The sequence below is a fragment of the Brevundimonas sp. genome, assembly GCF_003248455.1.
GTDB lineage: Bacteria > Pseudomonadota > Alphaproteobacteria > Caulobacterales > Caulobacteraceae > Brevundimonas.
This window is the reverse complement of record NZ_QFNM01000043.1, coordinates 24,436-38,646: the sequence shown is the minus strand read 5'-3', so window position 1 is coordinate 38,646 and position 14,211 is coordinate 24,436. Positions and strand designations below refer to the sequence as shown.

Here is a 14,211-nt window from a genome sequence, read left to right as displayed (position 1 = left end):
GTAGCCGGTCGAGCCGTGGAAATCGATCATCACCACCGCATAGCCCGCGCCCGCATAGGTCTCGGGGTTCCAGCGATAGGACCAGCCGTCGCCGAACGACCCCTGCGGTCCGCCGTGGATCAGGAAGGCGACCGGATATTTGCGCCCCTCGACGTATCCGACCGGCTTGATGACATAGCCGTGGACCGTCTCGTTGTTCCAGCCGGCGAAGCTGAACTGCTCGTATTCGCCGAACGCCTTGGCGGCGAAGGCGGGATTGGACTGGGTCAGGCGGCGCGGTAGTTCGCGGCCCAGGAGGGTCTTGAAATAGAGGTCGCCCGGCTCGCGCAGGCTGTCCTGGGCGAAGACGAAGCCCGACGGCGTCTGCTGGAAGGCCGAGACGTGGCCCGCGCCCGTGATCGGCGTCACCACGCCGTTGCGCGTATCCACGGCGAACAGTTTGGTCGATCCCACGTCGCCGGCGGTCGTGTACAGCGTCTGGCCGTCGCGCGACCATTGCAGCGTATCCGCCGAACGATCCCAGTTCGAGGCGATCTCGCGCTTCTGGCCCGTCTGCACGTCCATCAGCACGATCTGATAGCGGTCGGCCTCGAAGCCCGGCCGCGCCATCGCGCGATAGGCCAGGGTGCGGCCGTCGGGCGAGAAGACCGGACCGGCGTCCCAGGCCTTGTTGTCCGCCGTCAGGTTGGTGAAGGTCCCGTCGCCGGTCAGGCCGTTGGTCTTCCACAGGTCGAAGTTGGTGCTCCACGGCTCGGTCTGGCCGGCCAGACGCGCGGAAAAGACCACGGCGTCGCCCGCCGGGGTGAAGACGAAGTCGCTCTCGTCGCCGAACGGTTTGGAAGGCGTGTCGCCGTCGAAGCCCTTCGTCACCCAGGCCGGGGTTCCGGTCGCCTTGCCGTCGCGGCCGATTGACTGGACGAACAGATGGTTCTGGGTGTGGTCGTTCCACGCATCCCAATGGCGCACGAACATCCGGTCATAGACCTGGCCGGTCGATTTCCGATCGGCGGCGGCCTTGCCCATCTCGACCGAGGCGTTCAGGTCGGCGGCGTTCGGATAGACCGCCAGAGAGGCCGCCACCTTGTCGCCGGTCGGGCTGATCCGATAGGCGTTCACGTCCAGCGGCAGGTTCGTCACCTGCACCGGCGCCGCCGTGGGCGAGGCGACGCGCCAGACCTGGCTGGTCCCCGACTTGCCCGACAGGAAATACAGATTGCCGTCCCCGCCCCAACGCGCGGTGTTGGCGCCCTGGTCCGAAATGGCCAGGCGGCGCGGCGCGGCGTCCGGCGTGTTCAGGTCCAGCATCCACAGGCTGCCCGTGCGGCGGTTGGCCTCCACGTCCGTCGTCGTCACCGAATAGACGACATAGCGCCCGTCCGGCGACACCTGCGGATCGCCGAGACGGTTGGCCGAGATCATGTCCTGATAGGTGAAGGCGTCCGACGTCGCCGCCGCCGCCGGCTGGGGCGCGGGCGGAACCTGCGCCAGCGCGGGCGCGGCGGCCATCAAGGCGACAGCCGCACAGGCGGCGGACAGAAGGGAACGGTGGCGCATGGGTTCTTCCTCGGCGATCAGGCTGCGGCAAGGCGTAGCACCGCCGCCGGCCGGGCGAAAGTTGCCGTGGACGGACGGGGTCGGCGCCGGCCGCTGCGCCATCTTGCCCCGTCCCTGCGAACCGGCGACAAGCGGACTTCCATGGATTCACCCGCCCTTCCCGCCACACGCCCGCCCCACATCGTCGATGTGTTGATCGCCGAGCGCGCGCCGCGCCTGACCGCCTCGCCCCTGTGGCCCTGGGTTCGGCCGGCGTTGTACGGGGTTTTGGGCTATGGGGCGGCGGTGCGGATGGCCGATGCGATCCAGCCCCTGTCGGGGGCGGGAACCTTCGACTATGTTTCGGACCTGCTGAAGTTGAAGGTGGCGACGACCAATCTGGACCGCCTGCCCGCGACCGGCCGCTGCATCGTGGTGTGCAACCACCCCACCGGCATCGCCGACGGGGTCGCCGTCTTCGATGCGATCAAACGGCGACGCGGCGACATGATCTTCTTCGCCAACGCCGACGCCCTCCGCGTCTCGCCCCGTCTGGTCGAGACCCTCATCCCCGTCGAATGGGTCCACGACAAACGCACGCGCGAAAAGACCCGCGCCACCCTGAACGCCGCCAAGGCGGCGTTCGAGGCCGAACGCTGCGTCGTCATGTTCCCGGCCGGCCGTCTGGCGCGCGAGAAGAACGGCGTCCTGACCGATCCCGAATGGGCGCCGACCGCCGCCTCCCTGGCGCGCAAATACGATGCGCCGGTGGTCCCGATCCATGTCGCCGGCCCCCACAGCCGCCTGTTCCACCTGTTCGACAAGGTCTCGCAGGAACTGCGCGACGTGACCCTGTTCCACGAACTTCTGAACAAGGCCGGCAAGCCGTTCAGCGTCGATGTCGGCCTGCCCATCCCCGCCGACCGGCTGGACGTGGACGCCGCCAAGGCGACCGAAGCGTTGAAGCGGTTCACCGAACGGACGCTGGCCGCCGATCACGACGCGGTGTTCCAATGAAGATCGCCCTTCCCGACGCCGAGGCCACCACGCGCCTGGGCCAGGCCATCGCCCCCTTGCTGGCGCCGGGCGACAGCGTTTTGCTGTACGGACCGCTGGGCATGGGCAAGTCGACCCTGGCGCGCGGCCTGATCCGCGCCCTGACCACGCCGGACGAGGACGTGCCCAGCCCCACCTTCACCCTGGTCCAGTTCTACGACGGCGACCCGCCCGTCGCCCATTTCGACCTCTATCGCCTGACCCGGCCCGACGAGGCGTTCGAGATCGGGCTGGACGAGGCGCTGGACGAGGGCTGCGCGATCATCGAATGGCCCGAGCGGCTGGGCGACGATCCGGGGCGGTTCCTGGGGCCGGACCGGCTGATCATACACCTGTCCGAGATCGCGCTCGATCCGCATTCGGAACGCCCTCAAGCCGTCGGGCTCCGCGAGCCCGATGATAGGGCTTCGCCAGGAAGGCTTGCGACCGTTTCCGGCGTAGGCGCATGGGAGGCGAGGCTGAAGGAACTGCATGTCTGACCGCGAAACCCTCCGTCTCGACTTCCTGAAGGCCGCCGGCCTGGCCGGAGCCGCGCGCGCCCCTCTTCCCGGCGACGCCTCGACGCGGCGCTACGAGCGGCTGACGCCCGCGGCCGGCCCGACCCTGATGCTGATGGACCAGGCGCCGGCCGCCGAAAGCCCGCCGTGCGACCCGGCCTGGACGCCTGAGCAACGTCGGGCCGCCGGGTGGAACGCCGTGGCCCGCCTGTCGGCCGGCCGGATCGAGGCCTTCGCCGCCGTCGCCGCCCATCTGAAACGCCTGGGCCTGTCCGCGCCCGAAATCCCGACACTGGACGCACCGAACGGCCTGGCGGTGCTAGAGGATTTCGGCGACGCCCTGTTCGCCCGCGTGATCGCGGACGGCGCCGACGAGATGCCGCTCTACCTGGCCGCCATCGAGGCCCTGGCCGTCCTGCACGCGGCGGGCGATCCGCCCGAGCTCCTTCAGGGTCCCGGCGGCGACTGGCCGATGCTGACCTATGACGAGACGGCCTTGCAGGGGGGCGCCGATCTGTTCGTCGAATGGCTGCCCAGGCTGGACGACCGCCTGTCCTTCGACGACGCCGCCATCGCCGACTGGCGCGGGGCCTGGGCGCCGATCGTCGCCGCCGGGGCCAGGGGCGCCTCGGTCATGGCGCACCGCGACTATCACGCCGAGAACCTGATCTGGCTGCCGGAACGCGGGGGCGCGGCGCGCGTCGGCCTGATCGACTTCCAGGACGCGGTGCGCGCCCACCCGTCCTGGGACCTGCATTCCCTGCTTCAGGACGCCCGCCGCGACGTCTCCCCCGCCCTGGAGGTCCAGGCCCTGGACCGCTATTTCGCCCTGCGCCCCGGTCTGGACCGGGCGGCCTTCATGGCCGACTACGCGGGGCTGGCGGCGCTGAACCAGGCGCGGATCATCGGGATATTCGCCCGGCTGATCGCGCGGGACGGCAAGCCGCGCTATCGGGCGTTCCTGCCCCGGATGTGGCGCCATCTGAACGCCAATCTGGAACAGCCGGCCCTGGCCCCCGTCGCCCGCTGGTTCGACCGCCATGTGCCCGCCGAGGCGCGCGCATGACCCGCGCCCCGCGAACGGCGATGGTCCTGGCCGCCGGGCTCGGCACCCGGATGCGCCCCCTGACCGACGACCGGCCCAAGGCGCTGGTCGAGGTGGGCGGCCGCGCCCTGATCGACCATGTGCTGGACCGGCTGGCCGATGCGGGGGTCGAGACGGCGGTGGTCAACGTCCACTGGTTCGCCGACCGGCTGGAGGCGCATCTCAAGGCCCGCAGACGGGGACCGGACATCCTGATCTCCGACGAGCGCGCCGAACTGCTGGAGACCGGCGGCGGGCTGAAGAAGGCCCATCCCCTGCTAGGGGACGATCCCGTCTTCGTGGCCAATATCGACAGCGTCTGGATCGACCGGACCAAGACGCCTGGGGGGGCCTTGGCCGATCTGGTCCGCCTGTGGAACCCAGAGACCATGGACGCGGCCCTGCTTCTGGCCCGCCGCGAAGGCTCCATCGGTTTCGAGGGCGACGGCGACTTCTTCCTGCGCGACGGCGGCGGCCTGGCCTTCCGCGGCGCGGCCGCTTCCGCCCCCTTCGCCTATATGGGCGTCCACATCACCCGGCCCGGATACGCCGACAACGGCCCCGACGGTCCCTTCTCCCTCAGCCCCCTGTGGCGCAAGTCCGCCGCCGAGGGCCGTCTGTTCGGCTGCGTTCTGGACGGCGACTGGATGCACGTCGGCGATCCCCAGGCGCGCGGTCGGGCCGAGGCGAAACTGGCGGGAGAGAGATGATTTTCGCCCCTTCCCCTTTCTCGTCATCCTCGGGCTTGTCCCGAGGATCCATACGCCCGGTCTTCGTCAACGCGCACCGGCCGCGACGGAGTCTATGGATCCTAGGCACAAGGCCTAGGATGACGGCATTGAAGTGAAGGCCTTCGACCCCTTCTCGGCATCCAGCCCGCGCTGGCGCGCCATACCGGCGCATCGCCCGTTCCTGGAGGACCTGGCGGCGGGCGTTCTGGCCTGGCTGGGCGACCTGCCGCCCGAGACCCTGTCGGACGCGACCATACTGCTGCCCAATCGCCGGGCGGCGCGGGCCTTCGCCGAGGCCCTGGCGAAACGGTCCGAAGGGCGGCCGGTGCTGCTGCCCCAGGTGCGGCCGCTGGGCGATCTGGAGGAGGACGAGCCGCCCTTCACGCCGGGCGCCCTGGGTCTGGACCTGCCGCCCGCCATCGCCCCCCTGACGCGCCGCTTCGAAATGGCGCGGATGATCGTGGAGCGGTTCGATCCCGACCTGACGCCGCTGCGGGCGCTGGACCTGGCGGACGCCCTGGGCGGCTTCCTCGATTCCTGCCAGTTGGAGGAAGTCCCCGAGCCTGAGCGGGTCGCCCATCTGGTCGAGGGCGAGATGGCCGAACACTGGGAACGGTCGGCCCGGTTTCTGGGTCTGGCGGTCCAGGCCTGGCCCGAGCGGTTGAAGGAACTGGGCCTGGTCGATCCGGCCTGGCGGCGCGCGACCCTGCTGCGCCGCCTGGCCGAGCTGTGGGACGCGCACCCGCCGCGCCAGCCGGTCATCGCCGCCGGTTCGACCGGCACCGTGCCCGCCGCCGCCGACGTCCTGGGCGCCGTGGCGCGCGCGCCGCTGGGCTGCGTGGTCCTGCCGGGGCTGGACCTCGATCTGGACGAGCGGGTCTGGCGCCAGATCGACGCGGACAACGAACAGCATCCCCAACGGGCGCTGAAACGCCTGCTGGAGCGGCACGACGTCGCCCGCGCCGCCGTCCGCCCCTGGTTCCGCCCCCCCGTTGCGGACCCTGTCCCGGACCGGGTCGCGGTCCGGGCGGAGCAGCGCGGCCTGGCCCGCCAGCGTCTGCTGAACGAGGCCCTGCGCCCGGCCGATGCGACCGGGGACTGGCGCGCCGCCATCCAGGCCATCCGCGCCCGCGCCGCAGCGGCCGGCGCCGGGGCCGATCCCATCGCCCAGGGGCTGGAGGGGCTGTCGGTCCTGACCCTGCGCCACGACGAGGAGACCGCCGCCGCCATCGCCCTGATGATGCGCGAAACGCTGGAAACCCCCGGAAAGACCTGCGCCCTGGTCACGCCGGACCAGGCCCTGGGCCGCCGCGTCGCCGCGCGGCTGGAACGCTGGGGGATCAGGCCGGACGCCTCGGCGGGCCAGCCGCTGAACCGGATGCCGGCGGGGGTCCTGGTCAAGCTGTGCGTTCGCTGGATGGCGGCCCCCGCCGATCCGCAGGCGATCCTGGGCCTGTTGAAACATCCGCTGGTCCGACTGGACCTGGGCGAGATCGACGTCGAACGCGCCGCCGCGGCGCTGGAGGGGATGGGCCTGCGCGGCCCGCCCGTGTCCAGCTTCGCCCGGCTGAACGCCCGGCTGGACAAGGCGCTGTCCGACGACCGTGACGGGTCGGGCCCCTCCGAAAGCCGGACGCGCCGCCACGCCCTGGCGAAGGCTTTGGCGGATCGTCTGGAGCGGCTGGTCGCGACCGCGCGCGCGGTCTTCGCCCCCCAACCCGACTCGTCGGCCGCCCTGGACGCCGCCGCCCGCAGCCTGACGGCCCTGATCGAGGCCTTGGCCGGCCAGAACGCCTGGGCCGGGCCGGACGGAAAGGCCGCGGCCGGCCTGCTGTCCGATCTGATCGCGGGCGGGGCGGCGCTGGGCGCGGCGACTCCGGGCGATCTGGTCGAGCTGGTCCAGGGGCTGCTGGCCGATACGGTGGTGCGGACCGGCGGGGCGACCCATCCGTCCTTGCGCATCCTGGGCGCCATCGAGGCGCGTCTGGTGCGGGCCGACCGGATGATCCTGGCCGGTCTGGAGGAAGGCGTCTGGCCCCAGGGGGCGCCGGTCGATCCCTTCCTGTCGCGGCCGATGCGCGCGGCCCTGGGCCTGCCCCCGCCCGAGCGCCGCATCGGCCAGAGCGCCCAGGATTTCGTCCAGGCCGCCTGCGCCGAAGAGGCCATCCTGGTCCATACCGAAAGACGCGGCGGCCAGCCGTCGGTGCGGTCGCGCTGGCTGTGGCGGCTGGATATGCTGACGCGCGGGGCGAACACCCCGGATACGCCGGTTGCGGTCGCCAGCCCGGCCCATGTCGCCGACTGGACCCGCGCGCTGGACGCCCCGGCGCGCGCCGCCCCCGATTACGCTCGCCGCCCGGCGCCGACCCCCCCGGTCGAGCGCCGTCCGCGCGAACTGCCTGTCACCGGCGTCGAACGCTGGGTGCGCGACCCCTACGCCGTCTACGCCCAGCGCATCCTGGGGCTGAAGGTTCTGGAACGGCCCGGCGCCTCGGCCGAGGCGATGGCGCGCGGCAACGCCGTCCACGCCGCCATCGAACAGGTGGTCCGCACCTGGCCCGAGACCCTGCCCGACGACTGCGCCGACCAGATCGAGGGCTTCATCATGGACGCCATGACCGAGGCCGGGTTCGAGGACGCGGCCCTGGCCCGCGAACGCCCCCTGGCGCGCAACTGCGCCCGCTGGCTGGAACGGTTCGAGCGCGAGCGGCGCGAACGCGGCGCGACCCTGCTGATCGAACAGTCGGGCGCCCTGACCTTCGACGGACCGGCCGGTCCCTTCACCCTGACCGCTCGCGCCGACCGGATCGAGCTGGACGCGGCCGGCGCCGCCGTCATCGACTTCAAGACCGGATCGACGCCCAGCCAGAAACAGGTGGTCCAGGGGTTCGCGCCGCAACTGACCCTGACCGCCGCCATCCTGGCCGAGGGCGGCTTTCCCGCCCCGCCGACCGAGGCGACCGAACTGCTCTACGTCAAGGTCACGGGCCGGCGAGAACCGGGCATGGTCACGGATGTCGCCAAACTGGGGCGCGGCAACAGCCTGTCGGCCGCCCATCTGGCGGCGCGCGAGCTGGAGCGGCTGAAACAGGGGGTCGCCGCCTTCGACGACCCGGCCACGCCCTACCCCTCCTGGGTCGCGCCCCAGTTCATGGGCAATTTCGGCGGCAATTACGACCATCTGGCGCGCGTGTGGGAATGGCACGTCGTCGGCGGCGAGGACGAGGCGCCCGAATGACCGATCTCTCTCCGGTGGATATGGCCCGCGCCCATCAGGCGACCGCCGCCGACCCGGCCCTGTCGGTCTTCGTCACCGCCAACGCCGGGTCGGGCAAGACCACCACCCTGGTCAGCCGGGTGGCGCGCCTGCTGCTGAAACGGGTCAAGCCCGGCGAAATCCTGTGCGTCACCTACACCAAGGCCGCCGCCGCCGAGATGCAGGCGCGGCTGTTCGAGCGGTTGGGCGAATGGGCGGTGGCCGACGACCGCGCCCTGGCCGACGACCTGGCCAGGCTTGACGGGCGCGACGCCGAAACCCTGAGCGACGCCGAACTGTCCGAGGCCCGCGTCCTGTTCGCCCGCGCCCTGGAGACGCCGGGCGGATTGAAGATCCAGACCATCCACGCCTTCTGCGAAAAGCTGTTGCGGCGTTTCCCGCTGGAGGCCGAGGTCGCGCCGGGCTTCGAGGTGCTGGAGGATCAGGCGGCGCTGGCCCTGTCGCACGCCGCGCGCGAGGACCTGGCCCGCTATGCGCTGAACGATGCCGACGGCCCGGTCGGCGCCGCCTACGCCCATTTCGCCGTCGAACTGGCCTGGAGCGATTTTCACGCCCTGCTGGACGTGATCGAGGCGAAACGCGAGCCGCTTCTGGACTATCTGGCCCGCATCGACGCCGGGACCGCGCCGGGGCCGCACGCCCTGTGCGGGGTGACGACGGACGACACGCCCCAGACCATAGAGGGCGACTTCATGGCCTGGCTGAACCCCGCCGACTGGCTGGCGGCGGCCGATGGTTTCGCGACCGGAAGCGCCAACGACCAGAAGCTGGCGGCCCAGATGCGCGCCGCCGTCCCGCCCGAGACGACGCTGGCCGCCATGACGCCGATCTTCGTCGATTCCAAGGGCGTGGCCCGCGACAGGTTCGGCACGGCCAAGGCCCCGCCCGGCGCCGCGGCCTATCTGGCCGACGTCTCGCTGAAATACGCCTCGGCCCTGGACCGGATGCGCGCGGCCCGGGTGGCCGACGAGACACAGAAGGTGCTGACCCTGGCCCGCGTCCACGCCGCCCTCTACGAAACGGCCAAGCGCGCGCGCGGCGCCCTGGATTTCACCGACCTGGTCGGGCGCACGGTCGAGCTGCTGACGAAACGCGCCACCGCCGCCTGGGTGCTGTTCAAGCTGGACGGCGGGATCGAGCACGTTCTTATCGACGAGGCCCAGGACACGGCCCCGGACCAGTGGGACATCGTGCGCGCCCTGACCGAACCCTTCTTTTCCGGCGCCGGGGCCGAACGCCGCCAACCGGCCATCGCCCGCACCGTCTTCGCCGTGGGCGACGAAAAACAGTCGATCTATTCCTTCCAGGGCGCCCGGCCCGAGCGGCTGCGCCAGGAAGCCCGCGTCTATGACGCCCTGGCGCGCGGGGCGGGGGCGGATTTCAGCGAGGTTCCGCTGGACACCTCCTTCCGCTCGACGGAGGAGGTTCTGGCCTTCGTCGACGCCGCCTTCGACGGGCCCGACCGCGCCCGCGCCCTGGTGGGCGAGACGGGCGACATGGCCGTGCACCGCCCCGCCCGCCTGGGCCAGCATGGATCGGTCGATCTGTGGCCCCTGTTCGAAGACCCCGCCGCCCCCGACCGCGAGGCCTGGAACGCCCCGGTCGACAAGGAGGACAGCCGCAGCGCCCGCAAACAGCTGGCCCAGGCCCTGGCGCGCGACATCGCCGCCCAGGTCCGCGACGGCGTCGCCATCCACGATCCGAAAAGGCGCGGCGAGATGCGCCCCGTCCGCTACGGCGACTTCCTGGTGCTGGTGCGCCGCCGCGACGCCACCTTCGAGGAGATCATCCGCGCCCTGAAGACCGAGGGCGTTCCGGTGGCCGGCGCCGACCGACTGAAACTGTCCAGCCACATCGTCTTCGACGACCTGATCGCCCTGGCGCGCTTCGCCCTCTATCCCGACGACGATCTGTCGCTGGCCGAAATCCTGCGAAGCCCGCTGTGCGACGTGGCCGATTTCGGCCCGGCCGACGCCCTCTATCCGCTGGCGGACAAGGTGGAGCGCCAGGGCCGCAGCCTGTGGCGCGAACTGCAGCGCCGCTCGGGCGAACATCCGGCCTGGGGCCAGGCGCGCGCCCTGATGGACGATCTGATCGCCGCGCGCGACCGCGATCCGTTCGCCTTCTTCTCGCTGGCGCTGAACCGCCTCGGCCCCGACGGCCGGTCGGGCCGGGCGCGCATCCTGGACCGGCTGGGCCGCGAGGCGGAAGAAGCCATAGACGAAAGCCTGGCCCAGGTCCTGGCGGCCGAGGAGCGCGGCGGCCGCGATCTGGAGACCTGTCTCGGACTGCTGGAACAGGCCGATGTCGAGGTGAAGCGCGAGATGGAGGGCGCGCGCGACGAGGTCCGCGTCATGACCGTCCACGGCTCCAAGGGGCTGGAGGCGCCCATCGTCGTCCTGCCCGACACCACCGCCCGGGCCAAACCCCAGGGGCCGACCCTGATGGCCGCTGCCCTGGACCACGGCGGCGAGGCCTGGCTGATGTGCCCGTCCAGCGCCAGGGCCGATTGCGCCGTCTCGGCCGCCGTGCGCCAGGCGCGGATCGACCGCGCCGACGCGGAATCCCTGCGCCTGCTCTATGTCGCCCTGACCCGCGCGCGCGACCGGCTGATCGTCATGGGTCGAAAGACCCGGTCGCCCAAGGCGGGCTTCGAGGCCGGCAGCTGGTGGGACGTGATCGCGGGAACCTTCGACCGTCTGAAGGCCGAGGGCCGGGCGCGCGACCTGCCCGGCGACCGGCTGCGGTTCGGGCCGGACCCGCAAACCGGCGCGGCGGGGTCGACGCCGTCCCCGGCCGCGACCGCGCTTCCCGCCTGGGCGACCACCGCGCCCCCGGCCGACGCCGCCGCCCGCTTCGCCGCCCCGTCGCGGATGGAAGGCGGCGCGATCCGCATCCCCGCCCCCTCGCCCCTGGCCAAGACCCAGGCGGGCGGCGCGGCCCTGGGGCGGTTCCGGCGCGGCGACCTGATCCACCGGCTGCTGGAGCGGCTGCCCGAGATCGCTTCCGAAGACCGGCCCGACGCCGCCCGCCGCCTGCTGTCGCGCGAGACCGATCTGGACGACGATCAACGCGCCGAAATGATCGCCGCCGCCTTCTCCGTGCTGGACGACGCCCGATTCGCCCCCGTCTTCGGCCCCGGCTCCCGCGCCGAGGTCGCCCTGACGGGTTCGGCCCCCGACCTGCCCGCAGGGGTGACGATCAGCGGCCGGATCGACCGGCTGGTGGTCACGCCCGAACGGGTGCTGGTGGTCGATTACAAGACCAACCGCCCCGCGCCCGACACGCTGGACGGCGTCGACCCGGCCTATGTGCTTCAGGCGGCGGTCTATGCGGCCGTCCTGCGCCGCCTCTATCCCGACCGGCCGGTCGAGGCCGCCCTGGTGTGGACCGACGGCCCCCGGCTGACGCCCATCCCGCAGGCCATGCTGAAGGCGGCGCTCACGCCTTGATCTCGGTCCCCCTCTGGCTGACGCCCATGGCGCTCTTCGCGCCGCTCTCAGGCGCGCAACGCCTTTCTCGTCATCGAGCGCGCGCTCGATCAGGCGGGGGGCTTCACTGGAGCGCCGGCGGATGATCCGAGTTCGCGTCTCGTTCCGGCCAATCGCCGCCGAGACTGGAGCGCTGAGGCTCGGCGCAGCGAAATGACGCACGGCTGACGCGGCCGTCCGGTGAACCATTTGGCCGTCAGGCGGTTAGCCCGTCCTGGACACAGGGATGAGGGCTGGAATGAACACCCACGAGATTTCCGGGGCGGTGGCGCGACCGCTGCACAGGCTGTTGCTGGCGTTTCCGATCGCCCTGTTCACCATCGCCCTGTTCACCGACATCGCCTATCTGCGGACGGCCGAGATGCAGTGGTCGAACTTTTCGGCCTGGCTGATCGCGGGCGCTCTGGTGTTCGGCGGCGTGGCGGGGGTCTTCTCCATCGTCGATCTGGTTCTGTCGCTGCGCCGTGGCCGGTCGAACTGGCTGGTCGTCCATGTGGCGACCCTGGCCCTGGCCTGGGTCCTCGGGTTGGTGAACGCCTTCAAGCACAGCCAGGACGCCTGGAGTTCGGTCGGCGCCTTCGGCCTGATCCTGTCCCTTCTCTGCACGCTGCTGGTCCTGATCGCCGGCTGGACCGCCTATGCCTCGCGGGAGATCGTCCGATGAACAAGAACCTTCTCGCCGCCAGCGCCGCCACCCTGGCCATGGCCCTGACCGTCGCCTCCTGCGGCAGGACCAGCGATCCCAAGCTGAACCAGACCGGCGCCGCGCCGGACCTGCCCAGGATTCACGAGACCCTGACGCCGACGCTGAAGATCAGTCCGCCGGCCGGCTGGAACGGGGAAACGCCGACGGCGCCGCAGGGCTTCGCCATCTCCGCCTTCGCCACCGACCTGAAGATTCCGCGCCAGATGCTGGTTCTGCCCAATGGCGACGTGCTGGTCGCCGAGGGGCGGGGCGGCGGCGCGCCGGCCGTGCGGCCCAAGGACGTGATCGCCGGAGTCATCAAGAAGCAGGGCAACACCCAGATCGAAGGCGGGAACCGCATCACCCTGCTGCGCGACGCCGACAACGACGGCGTGCCGGAACTTCGCACCGTTCTGGTCGACAATCTGAATGCGCCCTACGGCCTGGCCTGGGTCGACGGCTATCTTTACGTCGCCGAACAGGACGCCCTGGTCCGCTTCCCGTTCCAGCCGGGCCAGACCGGCATCGCTGCGCCGTCCGAGCGGGTGACGGACCTGCCGTCGCGCCTGAACCACCACTGGACCAAGGCCATGACGGCCAGCGCCGACGGGACCAAGCTCTATGTCGGCATCGGCTCGAACTCCAACGTCGGCGAGCGCGGGATGGCGGTCGAGGAGGAGCGGGCCGTGGTGTGGGAGATCGACCGGGCGACCGGCGCGCGGCGCACCATAGCGACCGGCATCCGCAACCCCACCGCGCTGGCTATCGAGCCCGGCACGAGCCTGCTTTGGTCGGTGGTCAACGAGCGCGACGAACTGGGTCCGCAACTGGTCCCGGACTATCTGACCCAGGTGCGGGACGGCGCCTTCTACGGCTGGCCGTACAGCTATTGGGGTCGGAACCTGGACCCGCGCGTGAAACCGCAGAAGCCGGATCTGGTGGCGCGTGCGGTCAGGCCGGACTATGCGCTGGGCTCGCACGTCGCGGCCCTGGGCCTGGACTTCGCCCGCAACGGCGGTTTCGGCGGCGCGTTCGCCAACGGGGCCTTCATCGGCATGCACGGCAGCTGGAACCGTCAGGATCCGTCCGGCTACAAGGTCGTGTTCGTGCCGTTCAGCAATGGCCGTCCCGCGGGTCCGCCGGTCGATTTCGCCACGGGCTTCCTGAAGGACGGCAAGGCGAGGGGCCGCCCGGTGGGCGTGTCGTTCGATCCGAACAAGCGCATCCTGCTGGTCGCCGACGACCTCTCCAACACCGTCTGGCGCATCGCGCCTCAGGGCTAGTCAGTCGCGCGGGACGAGGCGCAGGGACGGCCTCTTGGCCGCCTGCGCCGCCGCGCGTCGGCGACGCAGGCGGCGGTCGGCGCGGGCGATCTCGCCCAGCATCTGGTCCGGCGAGCGGCGGAAGGCGTGACGCAGCTGTTCGATGCGTCCGGGCGCCCAGGCGGCGGCTACGCCCGCCGAGCCGGCCAGGAAATCGACGATGGAGACGCTGCGTCCCGTCAGGGCCTGCAACAGTTCGGCGGCGAAGGCGGCGGCCACGACGAACAGGGCCAGGTCGTCGCGTCTCTGGCGCGGGGCGATCAGGAACAGGCCGCTGGCCACGCCATAGAAGGCGACCGCATGGGCGGCCTTGTCGTCCAGGCCGAACATCTGCTCCAGCCCCTGGAACGGCCCCAGCATCAAGATCGCCATGCCCAGGCTGGCGGCGACGAAGATCAGGCGGGCGGCCATGACGATCTGGCGCGGCGTGAACATGGGACGGGCGTTCCTGAAGTCGATCCTGCTCCATCGTGCACGCCCCGAACCAAGACGAGGTGAAGCGACGTGCTGAACGCTTTACGAACGTCTCGACCCC

10 protein-coding genes are annotated in these 14,211 nt (G+C 71.4%); 8 read left to right on the top strand and 2 right to left on the bottom strand.

Going from position 1 to position 14,211, the window contains the following annotated elements; genetic code table 11:
- Positions 1-1,554 (bottom strand): S9 family peptidase (locus DI624_RS14380; RefSeq protein ID WP_291539858.1); only part of this gene is annotated, 1,554 nt, incomplete at its 3' end.
- Between the two features lie 141 nt (positions 1,555-1,695).
- On the opposite strand from DI624_RS14380, the gene DI624_RS14375 reads away from it, so the two are divergent.
- The 8 genes from DI624_RS14375 (at position 1,696) to DI624_RS14340 (ending at position 13,637) form a co-directional block, all read left to right on the top strand.
- The gene (locus DI624_RS14375) at positions 1,696-2,550 is read left to right on the top strand and encodes a GNAT family N-acetyltransferase (protein WP_291539855.1); all 855 of its coding nucleotides are present in this window, start codon (positions 1,696-1,698) and stop codon (positions 2,548-2,550) included.
- The gene (gene tsaE / locus DI624_RS14370; RefSeq protein WP_291539853.1) at positions 2,547-3,068 is read left to right on the top strand and encodes a tRNA (adenosine(37)-N6)-threonylcarbamoyltransferase complex ATPase subunit type 1 TsaE; all 522 of its coding nucleotides are present in this window, start codon (positions 2,547-2,549) and stop codon (positions 3,066-3,068) included. The genes DI624_RS14375 and tsaE overlap by 4 nt, the downstream gene beginning before the upstream one ends.
- A complete protein-coding gene (gene amgK, locus DI624_RS14365; protein WP_291539851.1) occupies positions 3,061-4,152 on the top strand; it encodes an N-acetylmuramate/N-acetylglucosamine kinase AmgK in 1,092 nt (363 codons plus the stop codon). Before tsaE ends, amgK begins: the two co-directional genes overlap by 8 nt.
- A complete protein-coding gene (murU, locus tag DI624_RS14360; RefSeq protein WP_291539849.1) occupies positions 4,149-4,880 on the top strand; it encodes an N-acetylmuramate alpha-1-phosphate uridylyltransferase MurU in 732 nt (243 codons plus the stop codon). The genes amgK and murU overlap by 4 nt, the downstream gene beginning before the upstream one ends.
- A gap of 133 nt (positions 4,881-5,013) precedes the next feature.
- Positions 5,014-8,139, top strand: coding sequence for a double-strand break repair protein AddB (addB, locus tag DI624_RS14355; RefSeq protein WP_291539847.1), 3,126 nt, complete (start codon positions 5,014-5,016; stop codon positions 8,137-8,139).
- On the top strand, positions 8,136-11,630 hold the full coding sequence (gene addA, locus DI624_RS14350; protein ID WP_291539845.1) for a double-strand break repair helicase AddA: 3,495 nt from the start codon (positions 8,136-8,138) through the stop codon (positions 11,628-11,630). Before addB ends, addA begins: the two co-directional genes overlap by 4 nt.
- 277 nt (positions 11,631-11,907) lie before the next feature.
- A complete protein-coding gene (locus DI624_RS14345) occupies positions 11,908-12,333 on the top strand; it encodes a DUF2231 domain-containing protein (RefSeq protein ID WP_291539843.1) in 426 nt (141 codons plus the stop codon).
- Positions 12,330-13,637 carry a sorbosone dehydrogenase family protein gene (locus DI624_RS14340; RefSeq protein ID WP_291539841.1) on the top strand — a complete coding sequence of 436 codons (1,308 nt, stop codon included), beginning with the start codon at positions 12,330-12,332 and terminating at the stop codon, positions 13,635-13,637. Before DI624_RS14345 ends, DI624_RS14340 begins: the two co-directional genes overlap by 4 nt.
- Here DI624_RS14340 and DI624_RS14335 read toward each other — a convergent pair whose 3' ends face one another.
- Positions 13,638-14,111: a hypothetical protein gene (locus DI624_RS14335; protein WP_291539839.1), complete on the bottom strand. Its 474-nt coding sequence runs from the start codon at positions 14,109-14,111 to the stop codon at positions 13,638-13,640.
- Positions 14,112-14,211 lie beyond the last annotated feature (100 nt).

Coding starts and splice junctions, on each gene's coding strand:
- DI624_RS14345 (WP_291539843.1), top strand. CDS start 11,908: ATGAACACCCACGAGATTTCCGGGGCGGTGGCGCGACCGCTGCACAGG.
- addA (WP_291539845.1), top strand. CDS start 8,136: ATGACCGATCTCTCTCCGGTGGATATGGCCCGCGCCCATCAGGCGACC.
- tsaE (WP_291539853.1), top strand. CDS start 2,547: ATGAAGATCGCCCTTCCCGACGCCGAGGCCACCACGCGCCTGGGCCAG.
- DI624_RS14340 (WP_291539841.1), top strand. CDS start 12,330: ATGAACAAGAACCTTCTCGCCGCCAGCGCCGCCACCCTGGCCATGGCC.
- amgK (WP_291539851.1), top strand. CDS start 3,061: ATGTCTGACCGCGAAACCCTCCGTCTCGACTTCCTGAAGGCCGCCGGC.
- DI624_RS14375 (WP_291539855.1), top strand. CDS start 1,696: ATGGATTCACCCGCCCTTCCCGCCACACGCCCGCCCCACATCGTCGAT.
- murU (WP_291539849.1), top strand. CDS start 4,149: ATGACCCGCGCCCCGCGAACGGCGATGGTCCTGGCCGCCGGGCTCGGC.
- DI624_RS14335 (WP_291539839.1), bottom strand. CDS start 14,111: ATGTTCACGCCGCGCCAGATCGTCATGGCCGCCCGCCTGATCTTCGTC.